15 protein-coding genes are annotated in these 19,310 nt (G+C 51.8%); 9 read left to right on the forward strand and 6 right to left on the reverse strand.

Annotated features, from left to right (window positions below; genetic code table 11):
• Positions 1-151: 151 nt before the first annotated feature.
• The gene (gene ileS, locus EL216_RS05030) at positions 152-2,938 is read left to right on the forward strand and encodes an isoleucine--tRNA ligase (protein WP_085389300.1); all 2,787 of its coding nucleotides are present in this window, start codon (positions 152-154) and stop codon (positions 2,936-2,938) included.
• A 178-nt stretch (positions 2,939-3,116) separates the two neighbouring features.
• On the opposite strand, the gene argG is transcribed toward ileS, so the two are convergent.
• Entirely contained in the window at positions 3,117-4,472 is a 1,356-nt protein-coding gene (gene argG / locus EL216_RS05035; protein ID WP_085389299.1) for an argininosuccinate synthase, read from the reverse strand.
• A gap of 169 nt (positions 4,473-4,641) precedes the next feature.
• Here argG and EL216_RS05040 point away from each other — a divergent pair, with 169 nt between their 5' ends.
• Positions 4,642-5,451, forward strand: coding sequence for a competence/damage-inducible protein A (locus EL216_RS05040; RefSeq protein ID WP_085389298.1), 810 nt, complete (start codon positions 4,642-4,644; stop codon positions 5,449-5,451).
• A 56-nt stretch (positions 5,452-5,507) separates the two neighbouring features.
• Here EL216_RS05040 and EL216_RS11410 read toward each other — a convergent pair whose 3' ends face one another.
• From EL216_RS11410 to EL216_RS05050, 3 genes are all read right to left on the reverse strand, one after another.
• Positions 5,508-5,969, reverse strand: coding sequence for a bile acid:sodium symporter (locus tag EL216_RS11410; protein ID WP_269471219.1), 462 nt, complete (start codon positions 5,967-5,969; stop codon positions 5,508-5,510).
• Positions 5,911-6,474 carry a bile acid:sodium symporter gene (locus tag EL216_RS11415; protein ID WP_269471220.1) on the reverse strand — a complete coding sequence of 188 codons (564 nt, stop codon included), beginning with the start codon at positions 6,472-6,474 and terminating at the stop codon, positions 5,911-5,913. The genes EL216_RS11410 and EL216_RS11415 overlap by 59 nt, the downstream gene beginning before the upstream one ends.
• Positions 6,475-6,545: 71 nt before the next feature.
• Complete coding sequence (locus tag EL216_RS05050; RefSeq protein WP_085389297.1) at positions 6,546-7,763, reverse strand: aspartate kinase; 1,218 nt, start codon at positions 7,761-7,763, stop codon at positions 6,546-6,548.
• A 619-nt stretch (positions 7,764-8,382) separates the two neighbouring features.
• On the opposite strand from EL216_RS05050, the gene EL216_RS05055 reads away from it, so the two are divergent.
• Positions 8,383-9,900 (forward strand): TolC family protein, encoded by a 1,518-nt coding sequence (locus EL216_RS05055; RefSeq protein WP_232005272.1) that lies wholly within the window; start codon positions 8,383-8,385, stop codon positions 9,898-9,900.
• Between the two features lie 110 nt (positions 9,901-10,010).
• Positions 10,011-11,012 (forward strand): HlyD family secretion protein, encoded by a 1,002-nt coding sequence (locus EL216_RS05060; protein WP_085389296.1) that lies wholly within the window; start codon positions 10,011-10,013, stop codon positions 11,010-11,012.
• A 149-nt stretch (positions 11,013-11,161) separates the two neighbouring features.
• Here EL216_RS05060 and trpB read toward each other — a convergent pair whose 3' ends face one another.
• Together trpB and EL216_RS05070 are read right to left on the reverse strand one after the other, a co-directional pair.
• Positions 11,162-12,364 carry a tryptophan synthase subunit beta gene (trpB, locus tag EL216_RS05065; RefSeq protein WP_085389295.1) on the reverse strand — a complete coding sequence of 401 codons (1,203 nt, stop codon included), beginning with the start codon at positions 12,362-12,364 and terminating at the stop codon, positions 11,162-11,164.
• A gap of 141 nt (positions 12,365-12,505) precedes the next feature.
• Positions 12,506-13,132, reverse strand: coding sequence for a phosphoribosylanthranilate isomerase (locus EL216_RS05070; protein ID WP_085389294.1), 627 nt, complete (start codon positions 13,130-13,132; stop codon positions 12,506-12,508).
• Positions 13,133-13,426: 294 nt separating this feature from the next.
• On the opposite strand from EL216_RS05070, the gene EL216_RS05075 reads away from it, so the two are divergent.
• From EL216_RS05075 to EL216_RS05095, 5 genes are all read left to right on the forward strand, one after another.
• Positions 13,427-13,894, forward strand: coding sequence for an MliC family protein (locus EL216_RS05075; protein ID WP_085389292.1), 468 nt, complete (start codon positions 13,427-13,429; stop codon positions 13,892-13,894).
• A gap of 303 nt (positions 13,895-14,197) precedes the next feature.
• Positions 14,198-15,430: a sodium/glutamate symporter gene (gene gltS / locus EL216_RS05080; protein ID WP_085389290.1), complete on the forward strand. Its 1,233-nt coding sequence runs from the start codon at positions 14,198-14,200 to the stop codon at positions 15,428-15,430.
• Between the two features lie 99 nt (positions 15,431-15,529).
• A complete protein-coding gene (locus EL216_RS05085) occupies positions 15,530-16,546 on the forward strand; it encodes a lysozyme inhibitor LprI family protein (protein ID WP_085389289.1) in 1,017 nt (338 codons plus the stop codon).
• Between the two features lie 410 nt (positions 16,547-16,956).
• Positions 16,957-17,721, forward strand: a complete 765-nt coding sequence (locus EL216_RS05090) for a Slam-dependent surface lipoprotein (RefSeq protein ID WP_085389288.1) — start codon at positions 16,957-16,959, stop codon at positions 17,719-17,721.
• Between the two features lie 131 nt (positions 17,722-17,852).
• Positions 17,853-19,265: a surface lipoprotein assembly modifier gene (locus EL216_RS05095; RefSeq protein WP_085389575.1), complete on the forward strand. Its 1,413-nt coding sequence runs from the start codon at positions 17,853-17,855 to the stop codon at positions 19,263-19,265.
• Positions 19,266-19,310: the final 45 nt, after the last annotated feature.

Here is a 19,310-nt window from a genome sequence, read left to right on the forward strand (position 1 = left end):
TACCCACCTTTTCGAAGCTTGTTGTACTTTTCAGACGATACAAACCCTTATAAAATGAACAAAATTTACAAATCCGGCAATCAGGCCGTATGAAAATAAGCTTTGCAAGTTTCGCTAAAACCATCCGAACGACCGTTACACTGAGAACACCATGACCGATTACAGCAAAACCGTTAATCTTCACGAATCGCCTTTTCCCATGCGCGGCAATCTGGCCAAGCGCGAGCCGGCGTGGGTGAAAGATTGGCAGGATCAGCAACGCTACCAAAAACTGCGCCAAAAAGCCCAAGGCCGCCCGAAATTCATTCTGCACGACGGCCCGCCCTATGCCAACGGCGACATCCACATCGGTCATGCCGTCAACAAAATTCTGAAAGACATCATCATCCGCAGCAAAACGCTGGCCGGTTTCGACGCGCCCTATGTGCCGGGTTGGGACTGCCACGGCCTGCCGATTGAAGTGATGGTGGAAAAACTGCACGGCAAAAACATGCCCGATGCCAAGTTCCGCGAACTGTGCCGCGAATATGCCGCCGAACAGATCGCCCGCCAGAAAAAAGACTTCATCCGCTTGGGCGTGCTGGGCGACTGGGGCAACCCCTACCGCACCATGGATTTCAAAACCGAAGCCGACACCGTGCGCACCCTCGGCGAAATCTACAAAGCAGGCTACCTCTACCGCGGCGAGAAGCCTGTGCAGTTTTGCTTGGACTGCGGCTCTTCGCTGGCCGAAGCCGAAGTGGAATATAAAGACAAAGTGTCGCCCGCCATCGACGTGGCCTACTCCTTTAAAGACAACGCTGCCCTTGCCCAAGCCTTCGGTTTGGGTACTCTCGACGGCCAGGCTTTTGCCGTGATTTGGACAACCACGCCGTGGACGTTGCCCGCCAGCCAAGCCGTGAGCGCGGGTGCCGATGTGCTTTACCAGCTGATCGATACGCCGAAAGGCAAGCTCGTGCTCGCCAAAGATTTGGCCGAAGAAGCATTGAAACGCTACGGCTTTTCAGACGGCCACACCCAAGTGCTGGCCGAAACCACCGGCGACAGGCTTGAAAACCTGCACATGAGCCATCCGTTTTTAGAGCGCGACATCCCCATGCTCAACGGTGAACACGTTACCACCGATGCCGGTACCGGCTTGGTTCACACCGCACCTTCGCACGGCTTGGAAGACTATTTCGTCTGCCTGAAATACAACATCACGCTCGACAACCCCGTTAACAGCGAAGGCCGCTACCGCAGCGACGTGCCGCGCGTGGCAGGCTTAACCGTGTGGGAAGCCAACGCCGTGATTATCGAATGGCTGCAAGAAGAAAACAGATTGCTTTCCCACGCCAAAATCGAACACAGCTACGCCCATTGCTGGCGGCACAAAACCCCGCTGATTTACCGCGCCACCGGCCAATGGTTTATCGGCATGGACAAAGCCGGAGCCAGCGGCAAAACCCTGCGCAACAACGCGCTCAAAGCCGTGGACGATACCGAGTTCTTCCCCTCATGGGGCCGCGCCCGCCTGCAAGCCATGATTGAAGGCCGCCCCGACTGGGTGGTGTCGCGCCAACGCTATTGGGGCACGCCGATGACCTTCTTCGTCCACAAAGAAACCGGCGAACTGCACCCGCGTTCCGCCGAGCTTTTGGAAGAAGTGGCCAAACGCATCGAAGAAAAAGGCATCGAAGCATGGTTCTCGCTGGATGCCGCCGAACTCTTGGGTGCGGAAGCCGAACAATACGAAAAACTCAAAGACACCATGGACGTATGGTTCGATTCCGGCAGCACCCACTTTTCCGTGCTGAAACAGCGCGACGAGCTGGCTTGGCCTGCCGACCTTTACCTTGAAGGCAGCGACCAGCACCGCGGCTGGTTCCAATCGTCCATGCTCACCGGCTGCGCATCAATGGGCCGCGCACCTTACAAACAACTGCTCACGCACGGTTTTGTGGTGGATCAAAACGGCAGAAAAATGTCCAAATCGCTGGGCAACGTTGTCGCTCCGCAAGAAGTGTATAACGAATTCGGTGCCGACATCCTGCGCTTGTGGACGGCCTCTACCGATTACAGTGGCGAATTGGCGATTTCCAAAGAAATCCTCAAACGCGTTACCGAAAGCTACCGCCGCATCCGCAACACCTTGAGCTTCCTGTTTGCTAACCTGAGCGATTTTCGCCCCATCGAGCACGCCGTGCCGCAAGACCAAATGGTGGAAATCGACCGCTACGCCTTAATTTTGGCGCGCCAACTGCAAGAGCGTTTGGCCGGCGATTACTACCCGCGTTATGCCTTCCACTTCGCGGTGAAAGACATCGTGAGCTTCTGTTCGGAAGACTTGGGCGCGTTCTATCTCGACATTCTGAAAGACCGCCTCTACACCACCCACGCCGACAGCCACGCCCGCCGCAGCGCGCAAACTGCGCTTTACCACATTACCCGCAGCTTGGTGTTGCTGATTTCGCCGATTCTCTGCTTCACCGCAGAAGAAGCGTGGGATATCATCGGCGGCGGCGAAGAAGACAGCGTACTGTTCCACACATGGCACGAATTTCCGCCCATTAATGAAAAGAGCGAAGCCGAATTGGTGAAAAAATGGCAAGCCGTGCGCCAAGTGCGCGAAGCGGCCACCGCCGCCATCGAGCCGTTGCGTACCGATAAAACCGTCGGTTCATCTTTACAGGCCGAAGTCGATATTACCGCTCCCGAAGATTTGGCGGGCTACCTGAAAATGCTCGGCGACGAATTGCGCTTTGTGTTGCTGGTGTCCAAAGCCACCGTCAACAAAGGCGAAGAGCTGGCGGTAACGGCTAAAGTAAGCAGCGGCGAAAAATGCGAACGCTGCTGGCACTACACCGACGACGTAGGTGCTGCCGAAGACCATCCCACCATTTGTAAACGCTGTGCCGACAATGTGGACGGTAAAGGCGAAGAACGCCACTATGCTTAATACCGTTAGTTTTTTTACTTGAATGAAAGAGCAAAGAGGCCGTCTGAAAAGATTTTTTCAGACGGCCTCCTTTATTCGGATAAGCTTGGAAATCAGCCTTCTGTTTTTACTTTCACAACAAATAAAAAAGAAGCCTGTGCATATGCATCAGGCTTCTCCGTTATTCCGGACAAGCGGATTATTTATCGGCCTTATCAACCATTACCCAGTTGCGTAACGAATCAACATGTTTAGACAACAGCCCTGCTTTTGAATACAAGCCTAACTTGACATGGGTATCGGCAATATCCAGATTACGCATGGTAAGCTGGCCGATACGGTCTGCCGGCGTAAATGCCGCATTTTCAACTTTCTCCATGCTCAAGCGCTCAGGGTGGTAAGTCAGATTGGGAGATTCGGTATTCAGTATCGAATAATCATTGCCGCGGCGTAATTCCAAGGTTACTTCACCGGTAATCGCCCTCGACACCCAACGCTGGCCGCTTTCACGCAGTATCAATGCCTGCGGGTCAAACCAGCGGCCTTGATAAAGCAGGCGGCCCAAACGCAAGCCGTTGATACGGTATTGTTCGATGGTGTCTTCGTTATGGATACTGGTTACCAAACGCTCGTAAGCAATGTGCAGCAACGCCATTCCCGGCGCTTCATAGATACCGCGTGATTTGGCTTCGATAATACGGTTTTCGATTTGGTCGCTCATGCCCAAACCGTGGCGGCCGCCGATACGGTTGGCTTCCAAAAACAACTCTACCGGATTGGCAAACTCTTGTCCGTTCAAAGCCACCGGCACGCCTTCTTCAAAACGTACGTTTACTTCTTCGGGTTTGATTTCTACATTTTCATCCCAAAATGCTACGCCCATAATCGGATTAACAATGTTGATGCCGCAGTTTAGAAACTCCAAATCTTTGGCTTCGTGGGTGGCTCCCAACATATTCGAATCGGTGGAATAGGCTTTTTCTACCGACATTTTATAGTCGTAACCGTTGGCGATTAGAAACTCGCTCATTTCCTGACGGCCGCCCAATTCGTCGATAAAAGCTTGATCGAGCCACGGTTTGTAGATGCGAAGATTAGGATTAGTCAGCAAGCCGTAACGGTAGAAACGTTCGATATCGTTGCCTTTATAAGTAGAACCGTCGCCCCAAACATTAACGTCGTCTTCTTTCATAGCGGAAACCAGCATAACGCCGGTAACGGCCCGACCCAAAGGCGTGGTATTGAAATAAGTCGTGCCTCCGGTTCGGATATGGAATGCTCCGCATTGAATGGCGGTAATGCCTTCGTGGGCAAGCTGGCTGCGGCAATCGATCAAACGGGCTTCAATGGCACCATACTCTTTGGCTTTTCGGGAAATTGCTTCATAATCGTCTTCATCGGGCTGGCCTAAATTGGCGGTGTAGGCATAAGTTTGCGCGCCCCTCAATTTCATCCACAACAAAGCGGCCGAGGTATCCAGGCCGCCTGAAAAAGCGATGCCGACTTTTTGATTCATCGGCAGATTTTGTAGAATAATATGTTCGTCCTGATTCATGTAAGATCCTATTTTTCTTTCTTTTGTTTAATGATATGTGCCTAATGGCCCTACTGACTGCCAATATCGGTTCATTATTGTATGAATCAGTTAATTAGTCCAGCTTTTAAATTTACTTTTATCTGCTTTTCAGGCCGCTTATACATTCCACTTTATTACAGGATACGCAATGATCTATTTCAACTTAATCATTATCGGCGACGAAATTCTACACGGTACCCGGGCCGACAAACATTTTGCGTTTTTCAAAGCCTTATTGGAACGGCATGGATTAAAGCTCGGTCAGGTGCAATATTTGCCCGACGACCGCGATTTGCTGGTCAAACAGTTCCGCCGCAGTTTTTCAGACGGCCTGCCGACTTTCGTTACCGGCGGCATCGGCTCCACGCCCGACGACCACACCCGCCAAGCTGCGGCCGAAGCGTTGGGTTTGCCGGTCGAACGCCATGTCGCCGCCGTGCCGTTTATCGAAGAAACCACCCTCGAACGCGGCGATTCGCTGGATTCCCCGTCGCACAAACAGCGCCTGCTGATGGCCGACTTTCCCGCCGGAGCCGATTTGGTGCCCAACCCCTATAACAAAATCGCCGGTTTTTCGATACGCGAACATTATTTCTTCCCGGGCTTTCCCGTGATGGCGCACCCGATGGCCGAGTGGGTACTGGACACCTACTATGCCGACCGCTTCCATCAAACGGAAAGCGCGCAACGTTCGGTGTGGTTGTTCGGCGTGCCCGAATCGCACGTTGCACCGATTATGCGCGATGTCGAACAGAAATACGCCGGCATTCGTTCTTTCAGCCTGCCGAGCGTGGGCTGGAAAAGCAAAAGCGGTGAGAAAATTCCGCCGCATATCGAATTCGGCATCAAAGCCGAGGGTGAAGCCTGCCGCCAAATGGATGCGGCATGGTCAGATGTGCTGGCCCGGTTGGCCGGCACCCATGCCCGGATACAGAACCAAGCCCCCGAAGAAGCATAAATAAGAGGCCGTCTGAAAAACTTTTTCAGACGGCCTCTTGTCTCTCTCCGTACCGCTTAACCGTCGGCACGTTTCGCATAACGCTGTGCCAGCACCGCACACACCATCAGCTGAATCTGATGGAATATCATCAACGGCAACACCATCATCCCCACCATAGGGGCGGGAAACAGAATATTCGCCATCGGTACGCCGTTAGCCAAACTCTTTTTAGAACCGGCAAACACAATGGTAATCTCGTCTTCTTTATCAAATCCCAACAGACGCGCACCGTATGTGGTTGCCAGCAACACCAATGCCAGCATCGCACACGACACTGCTGCAATTACCAGCAGCGTGTTCCAACCCACACGGCTCCAGATACCTTCCAACACTGCTTCGCTAAATGCAGTGTAAACCACCAGCAAAATCGACGACTGGTCGGTGAACCGAATCAGCTTTTTATGTTCCGCCACCCATTCAGCAATCCACCGGCGCGAAAGATGCCCCAAAACAAACGGCAACAGCAATTGCAGCATCACCGCCCGCCGAACCGAAAAAATCCATATTGCCTTGCGTACTCATCAACATGCCCACCAGCAAGGGCGATACAAACACTCCCAATAAACTTGATGCCGAAGCACTGCACACCGCCGCCGCCAAATTACCGCGTGCCAGCGAAGTAAAGGCAATCGCCGACTGCACCGTGGCCGGCAGCGCACATAAATACAGAAAGCCCTGATAAATTTCAGGTTCCATCAACCAAGGCGACAGCGGCCTCATCGCCATGCCGATCAGAGGGAACAGCACAAACGTGGAAGATAACACCAGCAAATGCAGCCGCCAATGCCGGATGCCCGCTAAAATCGATTCACGCGACAGTTTCGCGCCGTGCATAAAAAACAGCAGCGCAATGGCGGCGGTTGTCAGATATTTGAAAAACGTTTTCGCCTCCCCCTGCGCGGGAAACAGCGTTGCCGCCAGCATCATGAGCAGCAACATCAGCAAAAACGTATCTATTTTTAAATATTTCAATATCTTCATCGACCGGTTACTCCCATACAATACAGGCCGTCTGAAAAGGTTTTCAGACGGCCTCTTTGCAATATCGGCGCTTAAGCCAACTCGAAAGCTTTATGCAATACGCGGGTGGCCAATTCCATGTATTTCTCGTCAATCAGCACCGAAACTTTGATTTCGGAAGTCGAAATCATTTGGATATTAATGCCCTCCTCGGCCAATGTGCGGAACATTTTGGAAGCCACGCCCACGTGCGAACGCATGCCCAAGCCGACGATAGAAACTTTACATACGGTATCGTCGCCGTCGATTTCAGCGGCACCGATGCTTTCTTTCAAACCGTTCAACAGCTCCAACACGGGCTTGTATTCGCCGCGCGGTACGGTGAATGAAAAATCGGTTGTACCTTCGTCGCCTACATTTTGAATAATCATATCCACTTCGATATTGGCATCGGCTACCGCACCTAAAATCTGATAAGCCACACCGGGCTTGTCGGGCACGCCGCGCACATTGATGCGGGCTTGGTTTTTATCGAATGCAATGCCGGATACGGCGGCTCTTTCCATGTTGTTGTCCTCTTCAAAGGTAATTAATGTGCCATTGCCGCCTTCCTGCAAACTGCTTAACACGCGCAGGCGGACTTTATATTTACCGGCGAATTCTACCGAACGGATTTGTAAAACTTTCGAACCCAAACTCGCCAATTCCAGCATTTCTTCAAAAGTAACCGTGTCCAAGCGGCGGGCTTCCGGCACCACGCGCGGGTCGGTGGTATAAACACCGTCCACATCGGTATAAATCTGGCACTCGTCGGCTTTCAAAGCGGCGGCCAGCGCAACGGCGGAAGTATCGGAACCGCCGCGACCCAGCGTAGAAATATCGCCGTTGGCATTCACGCCCTGAAAACCCGCCACAATCACTACTTTTCCGGCTTTCAAATCGGCACGGATGGCTTGGTCGTCGATGTCTTCAATGCGTGCTTTAGAATGGGCATTGTCGGTTTTAACCGCAACCTGCCAGCCGGTATAGCTTTTCGCATCGACACCGATATTCTTCAAAGCCATCGCCAACAGGCCGATGGTTACCTGCTCGCCCGTAGCCAATACCACATCCAGCTCGCGCGGGTCGGGGAAATCCTGCATCTCGTGCGCCAAAGCTACCAAACGGTTGGTTTCGCCGCTCATGGCTGAAACCACCACCACCACGTCATGTCCTTCGGCGCGGGTTTTGGCAACACGCTTGGCGACGTTTTTAATACGCTCGGCGGAACCTACCGAAGTACCGCCGTATTTTTGTACGATTAACGCCATTTTTCGTGCTTTCTTGATTTGGATTTGTGAAATCTGGGAGAACAAAATTCATATTAATAAAGTGCCGGACCGGAAAACCGGTATTGCCACACTTTAAGTAAAAATCCTGTCTGTTCCGCCATATAACAATCGAGGCTAGATTCAATGATTAGCCGGAGCATTATTACTATTTTTTACACGGAACACAAGGCACTTTTGTTTTCAAATGACTGTGTATGTTCGGTTTTATGCCGTGCCATATCCCGTTCGGAAACGGAACACCCGCCACATCATGCCTCCCCTTCTCCACCGCGTCCGACGATTCCGCCGTTTTTTTATTAAAAACGCCTATAAAATGCTTATGGCACAAACTTTCCAACAGGCCGTCTGAAAAAATTTTACTGCTGCCGCCACACTGAAAGGAACGGGATGCATTTAACATTTGTCTGAATCCCCATAGTCTTCACTACCGCCGAACAGCATAAACCGCTGCATATTCCGCATCCATATTTCATTTAACTGTTAAAGATAGATGCCCTGCACTATTTCTCCTATTGAAGCAAAAAAGGGCCAACTCTATAATTCCAATATTATATATTCAGCCGCATCGCGGCTTTTACTGCATTTGACCGCGTAAACAATGATGAAAAAACCGCTTTTACCGTTTGCTTTTTTAACCTTGCTGGCCGCACCTCTCGCTGCTGCCGAAATGCCGCCGGTTGTTGCAGAAGAAACCCTTTCCACCGCCGACACCCGATTAGCAGTAAATAGCGAAGACGGTACCGGCATGCTGAGTTTTCAGGAAGCCCGGCAGGAATTGATGCGCAATTCGCCCAAAATAGCAGCGGCACAAGCGTTTGAATCGGCACGGCAATTGCAGAGCGAAGCCGCAAAAGGCTTGGGCGGGCCCAGCGTGGCATTTGATGCTACTGCAATCAAATACCGTGTACGCGGCGAAGCGGACATCAGAGACATCAAACATCAGGCTCTGAACAACACCCGCAGAAACACCATCCTGAGCGGGTTGGATCCTTCCGTATCTTCTGTGCTCGACACCGCCGCCAACCGCATTGCCGCCCGCATTCCCGACCAAATTTCCTACGATGCCAAAGGCAACACGCACAACGCCGCCTTAATCGCCGTATGGCCGATGTACAACGGCGGCACCGCCAAAGCCGCCCGAAACCTATTGAAAGCCCGTGCCGACGAAGCGGGAGCCGACACTTCGCTTACCGCCAACGAGTTGAACAGCACCTTGGCCGAACGCTATTTCGGCGCACAGCTTGCACGCATGGCCGCCGGTTTGCACGATCAAGCCGTGCGCACCATCGCACGCTACGACCACACCGCCAAACGCGCATTGGAAGAAGGTCTGATTGCCAAAGTGGAACGTTTGGAAGCGCAGGCCGCTTTTGAAAATGCCAAGCGCGATGCCGAAAAAGCGCACCACGATGCCGAGCTGGCCGAAACCGCCCTGCACCGCCTGCTCGGACGCGAAACACCCGTCGAACCAACCACCCCCATTTTCCTGCTGACCAAACCGATCGAACCGCTGACACACTTCCAGCAGCTGGCCTTGGAAAAACACCCCGGCTTCAGCAAGGTGAATGCCAAAAAACATCAGGCCGAAGCACTTCACGATGCCGGACAAGCGCGTTACAAGCCCAACCTTAACCTCTTCGGTGCCTACGAAACCAAAAACAAAGCCAGTTGGATGGCAGGCGTAAACCTGCATTGGACGCTTTACAGCCAACTCGACCGCAAAGCCATGAGCCGCGCCTCGGCGCAACAAGTCATCCAAGCCGAAAAAAGCAATGAAGACCTGCGCGAAAACATCATGCTGCTGGTTGAAAAAAATTGGCGCAACGTCGAAAACGCACGTACGGAATACATCCGCCGCGGCAGCAACGTCAATCTGGCCAAAGAAGTGCTGCACCTGAAAAAATCCGGCCTGCGCGAAGGCGTGAATACGGTGGCGGAACTGATGAAAGCCGAAACCGAATTCACCAAAGCCAAAACCGAACGCGCCAAAGCCGCCAACGACTATGTGCAGTCGCTGGCCAAACTGCTGGAAAGCAGCGGCATCCCCGAACGGCTGCACGATTACGAACATCAGGCCGATGTGAAACTGTTTATGAAAAACGGTGTCGTGCAATAATTTCAGACGGCCTCTCCGTCTTCAAACTATAAAGGCCGTCTGCAAACAACAAACAACCCGCAAGCAAGCTCCGCTCCGCATACAGGCCGTCTGAAAAAGAAAGAACATCCATGACAGAAAGCAACAACAAAAACCGTTCCGCCGCTTTGATTATCGTGCTGCTGATTCTCGTGTGCGCGGTTGCCTACGGCGTGTGGCTGGCCGCCAAACCCGACCCCGTGGTGCTGCAAGGCCAGATGGACGCGCAAGAAACCGATATCGCCGCCAAAGTGCCCGGCCGCATCAGCAAAATTTTCGTGAAAGAAGGCGAAAACATCGAAGCCGGTACGCAACTGATCGAAATGGACAGCCCCGAAATCACCGCCAAAATCAAGCAGGCGAAAGCCGCACAGGAAGCCGCCGAAGCCGTAGCACGCAAAGCCGAACACGGTGCGCGCCCGCAGGAAATCGAAATAGCACGCGCGCAATGGAAACGCGCCCAAGCTGCCGCCAACCTTGCCGAAACCTCTTACCGCCGCGTGAAAAATTTGGCCGACGAAGGCCTGATGTCGCGTCAAAAACGCGATGAGGCCTACACCAACTACATCGCCAGCCGCGAGCAGGCCGCCGCCGCCAAAGCACAATACGACATGGCCAAAACCGGCGCGCGTTCGGAAGACAAAGAGGCTGCCGAAGCCCAAGCCAAACAAGTTGCCGCCAAAGTGGAAGAGGCCGAAGTTGCACAAGCCGAAGCCAATCTGAAAAGCCCGATCAAAGGCCAAGTGGCGGACGTGATGGTGGAAGAAGGTACCGTTGTACCGCAAGGAGTGCCGTTGGTTACGTTGGTGGATTTGAAAGACCAGTGGCTGGTGTTGAATGTGCGCGAAGATCATTTGAAAGCCTTCGGCTTGGGCAAAGAATTCGAAGGCACGATTCCCGCTTTGGGTGATCAACCCGTACGCTTCAAAGTGTTCGCCAGCAAGGTGCTTGCCGACTACGCCACATGGCGCGCCACCCGTAATAACGACGGCTTCGATATGCGCACTTTCGAAATCAAAGCCCGCCCCGTGCAGCCTTTGCAAAACGTCCGCCCCGGCATGAGCGTGTTGGTGCCCGCAGACCAAAAAATATAGCCGCCCCTCCGCATTCATATGCAGCGGCAAAGTGCAAACCGTATGAATGCCGTCTGAACGGCTATGTTCCTTACTATCAATTTCAGACGGCCTGTTACCGCAGTGAAATATCAAGTTTCACTGCGGTAACAGGCCGTCTGAAAACATGCTTACAACTCAATATTTTTCAATTTCGCCACGGTATTGATGTCTTTGTCGCCGCGGCCGGACAAGTTCACCAAAATCACTTGGTCTTTGGCCATCTTCGGCGCTTCGGCCACCGCCCACGCCAGCGCGTGGCTGCTTTCCAATGCGGGGATAATGCCTTCGTAGCGGCACAGCAAATCAAAGGCTTCCAGCGCGGCATCGTCGTTAGCGGCATGGTATTCGACGCGGCCGATGTCGGCCAAATGGCTGTGTTCGGGACCGATGCCCGGGTAGTCCAAACCGGCGGATACCGAATGGGTGCCGACCACTTGGCCGTGCTCGTCCTGCATCAGATAACTGCGGAAACCGTGCAGCACGCCGATGGGTGCTTTACTGGTAATCGGCGCGGCATGTTCGTCTGTATCGACACCTTTGCCGCCCGCTTCCACGCCGACCAAACGCACGTTTTTTTCGCCGATATAGGGATAAAACAAGCCGATGGCGTTGGAACCGCCGCCCACGCAGGCCACAGCCGCATCGGGCTGGCGGCCGATGGCTTCAAGCATCTGCTCTTTGGCTTCGTTGCCGATCACGCATTGGAAATCGCGCACCATTTCGGGATAAGGCGCAGGGCCGGCGGCGGTGCCGATGATGTAGAACGTGTCGTCCACCCGCGCCACCCATTCGCGCATGGCTTCGTTCATGGCATCTTTCAACGTGCGCGAACCGCTGTCCACACTCACTACGTTCGCCCCCAACAGCTTCATGCGGAACACGTTGGGTGCTTGGCGTTGGATGTCGTCCGCGCCCATATAGACATGGCATTCCATGCCGAAACGCGCAGCTACCGTAGCACTCGCCACGCCGTGCTGCCCCGCGCCGGTTTCGGCAATCACGCGTTTTTTGCCCATACGCTTGGCCAGCAACGCCTGACCGATGGTGTTGTTCACCTTATGCGCGCCGGTATGGTTGAGGTCTTCGCGTTTGAGCCAGATTTGCGCCCCGCCGAGCTTTTCGCTCAAACGCACGGCATGGTAAACCGGGCTGGGACGGCCGACGTAATGTTTCAAATCGTGGCGGAACGCTTCCCAAAAAGCCGGATCGTTTTTGGCTTCGCGGTAGGCCGCAGCCAATTCCTGCAATGCGGGAATCAATGTTTCGGAAACATACACGCCGCCGTGTTCGCCGAAAAAGCCTTGCTCGTTGGGGAAGTTGTAGTTCTGCATAAAGGTTCCTTTGAAGAAAATCGCTTTTCAGACGGCCTCTCGAAGCCTTACGGCAAATTGTAAAAGGCCGTCTGAAAACAAGATAAAACGGCAGGTTGCAGTGTACAGATGCGGAACCGAACCCGCCCAAACCCTGTTGGTTTATATGGTCGGCAACTGCTGTACATTTTGTATAAACGCCGCCATTTTTTCGGCGGACTTCACACCGGCGGCACTTTCCACGCCGCTGGAAATGTCGACAATTTGCGCACCTGTGATTCTAACAGCTTCCGCCACATTTTCGGGAGTGAGGCCGCCTGAAAGTATCCAACGGCCGTTCGATTGTCCGGAAAGCATGTGCCAGTCGAAACTCTTGCCCGTGCCGCCGTATTCGCCATCGACATGTGCATCAAACAATACCGCGCGCGCGTCGGGGAATTGCCTGCAGGCCGTCTGAATATCTGCGGTATGCCGCACACGCACCGCTTTGATGTAAGGCCGCTCGAACCGACGGCAGAACTCGGGCGTTTCATCGCCGTGAAACTGAATCACGTCTATCGGCACCTGAGCCAAAATTTCGCGGATACGCGCTTCTGTTGCGTTCACAAACAACGCCACCACACTCACAAACGGCGGCAACGCGTCCACGATTTTCCTTGCCTGCCCTACGGTAACGAAACGTTTGCTTTTTTCGTAAAACACCAGCCCCACCGCGTCCACGCCTAATTCGGCGGCAATGCGGGCATCTTCGGGGCGGGTAAAGCCGCAAATTTTGGTACGGATTTTCATGGTTTGGTTTTAAAATTGCCGAGAACAGGGTGATTCTAAAAAATTAAAACGGAATTGGCTATGCAAAACTGACATCCGTTTACACATCCGATAAAAAGCCGAAGGCCGTCTGAAACTTTTCAGACGGCCTTTAGCATGATTTTTCATTCCGTTCGGCAGAAAACAACAGCTTACAGCCGGTTAAGAAAATTCTTGTTAAACCGCATTGCCATAAAATGCCGCCGTTACTAGCATACCATCCGGCACATAAGCCGATATGTAGATGTTTTTTATATTTTATAAAGGAATATATCCATGAAAGCCAGCGCATTGATTTTATCCGTTGCAGCAGCCTTAACTACCGCGGCCTGTGTCGTTCCCTATGATTACGATCACCATCACGAACGCGAACGCCGCCATGAGCGCGGCTATGACCGCGACGACCATTACGACCGCGACCGTTACGATCATCACCATCGCCGCGAACGCCGTAACGAGCATACTGAAGAACGCCGCGAGCGCAACATCCGCGCCGCCCGTTTCGAATGCCGCAACGGTTTGTACGTGAATGTCCGTCCCCTCGGCTCCGACCGCATCGAATTGCGTTTGGACGACAACCGCTCTGTACTCAACGCCTCCCGCTCAGGTTCCGGTTCGCTTTATACCAGCAACCGCGGCTTGTTCGGCAAACATACCGAATGGCATCAGAAAGGCGGCAGTGCTGTCTTCAACTTTACCGATCCGTACGGCAACCGTGTGGAAACAACCTGCAACGCTCTCTAATCTAAAACATAGGCTCTTTTCCTGCAAGGCCGTCTGAAAACATGTTTTCAGACGGCCTTTTTAATGCCGCCGCCCCTGCTTACAACGGACTACTTTGTAGCTCAGCCTTGTTCATCCTGCGGAACAAAGCACCTTTTTCCATTGCTTATTTGATGAAAAATGTTTCACAAATCAAAAACATTCAGTCTTTGACAAACCTTAACTATTCCCCTAATATTTCCCGCTTGGTCCTGATACGGTTAGATACAACCGGCATAGCCAATTGAAGAAAAACAAGTTTTGGTATTTTAGAAAGAAGAAACTATGGAATGGATCTTTAACAGCTATTACACTCTGATTGCCGCTACCATTGTTTTGCTGGTCGGCAAAATCATGATCAATAAAATTAAATTTTTGCAGAATTTTAATATCCCCGAACCCGTGGCCGGCGGTTTGGTTGCTGCGATTATCCTGTATGCCCTACATGCCGCTTACGGGGTCAGCTTTAAATTTGAAAAACCGCTGCAAGATGCATTTATGCTGATTTTCTTTATCTCCATCGGTTTAAGTGCAGACTTCTCCCGCTTGAAAGCCGGCGGCCTACCCTTGATTGTTTTCACCGCAATTGTGGGTATCTACATTGCAGTCCAAAACGCCGTAGGCGTGGGCTTGGCAACCGTTTTGGGGCAAAACCCGCTTATCGGCCTGATTACCGGTTCGATTACCTTAACCGGCGGCCACGGTACGGCAGGCGCATGGGGGCCGGTATTTGAAAAAGAATACGGTTTGATAGGAGCTACCGGTTTGGGACTGGCCAGTGCCACTTTCGGTTTGGTTGTCGGCGGCTTAATCGGCGGCCCGGTGGCCCGCCGCCTGATTAACAAAATGGGGCGCAAACCGTTGGACGGCGCATCTATCAAAGCCGCGGAACACGACGACAATACCACCCAAAATACCAACGATGTTTTCGAGCGTCCCGACCAAACCCGCCTGATTACAGCTTCTTCGGCCGTCGAAACACTGGCCATGTTCGCAGCATGTTTGGCCTTTGCCGAAATTATGGACGGTATCGATAAAGAATACTTGTACGATCTGCCCAAATTCGTCTGGGCTTTGGGAGGCGGCGTGATTTTGCGCAACATACTCACTGCCATCTTCAAATTCAATATGTTCGACCGTGCCATCGACGTGTTCGGCAATGCTTCATTGTCGCTCTTTCTCGCCATCGCATTATTAAACCTGAAACTGTGGGAACTTTCAGGCTTGGCCGGCCCCGTTACCATTATTTTGGTTGCACAAACCATTGTGATGGTGCTGTATGCAACCTTGGTAACCTATGTGTTTATGGGACGCGACTACGACGCGGCGGTATTGTCGGCAGGCCATTGCGGTTTCGGTATGGGTGCCACGCCCACTGCCGTTGCCAACATGCAGTCGATTACCGAACGCTTCGGCCCTTCTCATAAAGCTTTCCTGATTGTGCCGATGGTGGGTGCGTTTTTCGTAGACTTGATCAACGTTGCCATTCTGACTGGTTTTGTAAACTTCCTCAAATAAACTGCAAGTAAACTAAAAAGCACCTGCGGCATCTTACCCGTTGCAGGTGCTTTTGCTATGATGCCGTCTGAAACACATCAACCAGCCCAAAGGCGTATTATGCTAAAAAAATTACTCACTTTAACCCTAATTGCCTCTGCCTTAAGTGCCTGTGGAAACGAAAAACCCCAGCCTGAAAACAAACTGCTTTGCGACAGCCCCGCCGTCGTTCAAAACGTCCGCATCAACGTTCAAGAAATCATCAAACAGGAAGCACAAAACTTTGCTAATTCGGACACCCGCCAATTCGTTGATGCCGACAAAATTATTGCCGCGGCCACCCAACTTTCCATTTCTCTGGAAAACCCCGTACAGGAAACCAACGACGGCACACCGATATGCAAGGCCAACCTGAATATTAAAATTCCCGACAATATTTACGACACCGCCCAAACCAACAGCCCGTTGCTTTACGGCGAACGCTCTATCGAAAAATTAGTGCAAAGCCGTATCAGCGGCACCCCGCTTTCCTACGACAAAGGCACGTTCTCGCGCCCCTTGCGTTACACTCCTTCTGCTGCCGAAGGGCAAACTGCCGTTAATTACGAAGACAATGCCCTCACAGCCACCGCACAAACCATAGCAACCGCCTTGCTGCCTTACGGTATCAAAAGCCTGCTGATGATCAACGGTCAAGCCGTCAGCCTTGAAGATGCATTGAAGCCGAACCAACCTGCCCCGGAACCTCCTCCAATCGATCCGCTGGATATTCTTGAAAACAATGCTGCCAGTGAAGCCGTCGAATCTTCCCTTCCGGAGAGCCCTGCCCCCGAAGTACTCACTCCCGAAACCCGCCCCGGCGATATCAGTTTTTCGGCGAACGAATTGGAACAGGCACGCAGCAACAATCAAGCATCCAACAATGAAATCAACCGCATATGGAACACCATAGATAAATCCGTGCAAAAAGAACTGCTGGAAGACCAACGCGAGTGGATTCAAAACAAAAACCTCAATTGCCGTCGTGCTGCCGCCCAGGCGGAAACCACATTGCAAGCCGAATACCTGCAACTTCAATGCGACACCCGCATGACGCGCGAACGCAGCCAATACCTGCAAGGGTATTCGATTAACTAATCCGGCTTGGCACCATAACAAATTAGGCCGTCTGAAAATCTTCAGACGGCCTAATTTGTTATGAAATTGTAAAGCACAGCATTTTCAATACCTTGACGGGCCATCCTTGATTTTATCAAGGTATCCGGAAGCACTCGGATTGAAACCGCCTGTAAATTTCTATTCATCATTGAAATAAAATTGCGTATCTATTCCATTTCTTCCCTAAAATTAAATAATTACTTTTCAATCTTTGCAATATTTAAATATCTACTAATTTTCACCTAAGTTACGCTCTCTAGAATAGCAAGTGAAAACAATAGGTAAGCGGGCATTTAAGCACAACATGTTTTCCCGATGCATGAACGCCTTCCCCAAAGTGCCTGCTACCTATTGTTCCTACCTATCGGTTTATCATCAAGGAGTTTGACATGAAAATAAATATGCAAAAAGCTACCGTAGCAATTTTAGCCGCACTCTTGGGTTCAAGCGTTTATGCGAACACAAATTACAGTTACGGTGAAGCAGACGGTTATTGGGTTCCCAACGACTACGTAAAACCCCATAAAAAACACAACAAAAAATGGGGCAAACCCGCTTCTGAAGCCGAAGGTGAAAAAGTAATGAAAAATGCCGCCAGAAGATCCGGCGTTCATTACAAAGACCTGAAATATTATTCAGCCCGTGCCGACAGAAACGGTGTTAAAACCATTCACGCCAAAGACCGCTACAGTGGCGAACATTTGGGACGCTACGCTTTCCAAACCATTAAGAGCGGCGGTTCAGAGGTTTACTTCGGCGAATGGGTAGGCAAAGAGTATGCCAAAGGCACTAACCGCGGTGTTTACTATGTCGGAGACAAACGCGCAACCCATATGCCGACTGCCGGTGTTGCCAACTACGCTGTCAAAGGTATCAACAACTACAGCGGCAATAATATGATGACAGGCACCCTGCGTGCGGACTTTGGTCAAAAAACCTTGGTAGGCTCTATGAAAAACTCTGCGGTACACATGGACATTCATGCGCATATCAAACCTCATAAAGCTTCGTTTAAAGGTCATGCACGAGCCAACGGCCACTACGGTAAAACAGAAGGCCACTTCTTCGGACACGGTGCCTCTGCACTGGCTGGCGTAGCTAAATTCAAAACCAACCGTAATCTGGACACTGCTTACGGCGGCGTGAAAAAATAATGAAACATTCGGCAGACATCAGTGTCTAACGAAAGGAAGGCCTGCACCCGCAGGCCTTTTTTAAATAATCGACAATGCCGTTGACTGTTGATTTTATAACTTTAACTTTTCACTTCAATAAGCAGGCACCTATGTTAAAAAAATCAGTTTGGTTGTGGTTGGCCGTCAGTTTCCCCGCCTTTGCCGAAGACAATACCGCGCAACGGCTATGGCAAAATACCCGTCAAGCCGTACAAGAGCAAGAGCGGAAAGTCCATGAAAACGAAGCACAAGCCGACACCGCTTTAGATCCTTCGGGACAAACCGGAGAAGAAGATGTAGGCGAACGCCTGTTTATCGCCGTCAACCATAGCAACTGGCCGGAAGTACGCAAACTGCTGGCGGAATACCGGCAGCAACCCGATTACGATCCCGATATTGCCTTATTCGCCCAAGCAGCCTTAGCCCGTGCAGACGGCAACTGGAAAGCGGCCAAACACGGCTATGAAACGCTTTTGCACCGTCAACCCGACTTCCTGCGCGGCCGCCTTGATCTGGCACGGTTGCTATATGAAGGCCGTCTGAATAGAGAAGCTGCATCCGAATTTGTCAAACTCCAACAGGAACCGTTGCCCGAAGCCGTAAAAGAAAATATCGCTTCGTTCCAAGAAGCCTTGAAAGAACGTGAAAGCTGGCGCGGTTCGGCTTCAATCGGCACCTTCTGGAACGACAACATTAATGAAGGTTCAAACGGATATTGGTGTAAAACGGAAATCAACGGTGAATGCTTCGAAAGTTTTTCAGGAGACCCGTCCATAGAAGCCGGCGGTTTAAAATATGAAGCTTCAGCCGTAAGGCGCTGGCAAGTGAAAGGACACCACGGCGTGTTTGTACGCGGATTGGGTTATGGCCGCGTTTACCGCGACCACTCCCTCTACAACGAACACACCGCCAGCATCAGCACCGGCTATCAATTTGAAAATGCCCGCCATACACTGGCTTTGGCACCGTTGTTTGAGTGGAGCGGCAAAAGCAATAAAACCCAAAACCGTGCCTACGGTGTACGCGGTGAATGGAACATGGATCAAAACAACTGGTCGTGGAACACCGAGGCGGAATGGAAACATTTATACTACGCCAACAAAGAAAGCATGCTCGACGGCCCGTTGGTTGCCGTGTATAACACCCTGTCTTATATCCCGCGTGGCGACCTCATGGTCTACGGCGGTGTGGATTGGCAACAGCGCAAAGCAAAAAGCGATACCGATGCCTACCGCCAAACATCAGCCCGCGTAGGCGTATCCAAGCTGTTTTCAGCCGGATTTGATGCCTCTTTAAATGCCACTTTCAGCCACAGAAGCCATAAGGCGGAAAATGCCTTTCTCGGAAAACGCCGCCGCGAAAACGAACAGATATATTTTCTAAGCATCGGTGCGGACCGTTGGAAAATAGCGGACATCAAGCCGGTATTAACCCTGAAACACCGTCGCTCCAACAGCAATATCGGCTGGCTGTACAACGTCAAACAAAACGAAGTAAGCGTTTCTTTAACCAAAAATTTCTGAACACGTCCGATTTGTTGAAGAGGCCGTCTGAATATGATTCAGACG

The organism is Neisseria animaloris (genome assembly GCF_900637855.1).
In the GTDB taxonomy this organism is placed as follows: Bacteria; Pseudomonadota; Gammaproteobacteria; order Burkholderiales; family Neisseriaceae; genus Neisseria; species Neisseria animaloris.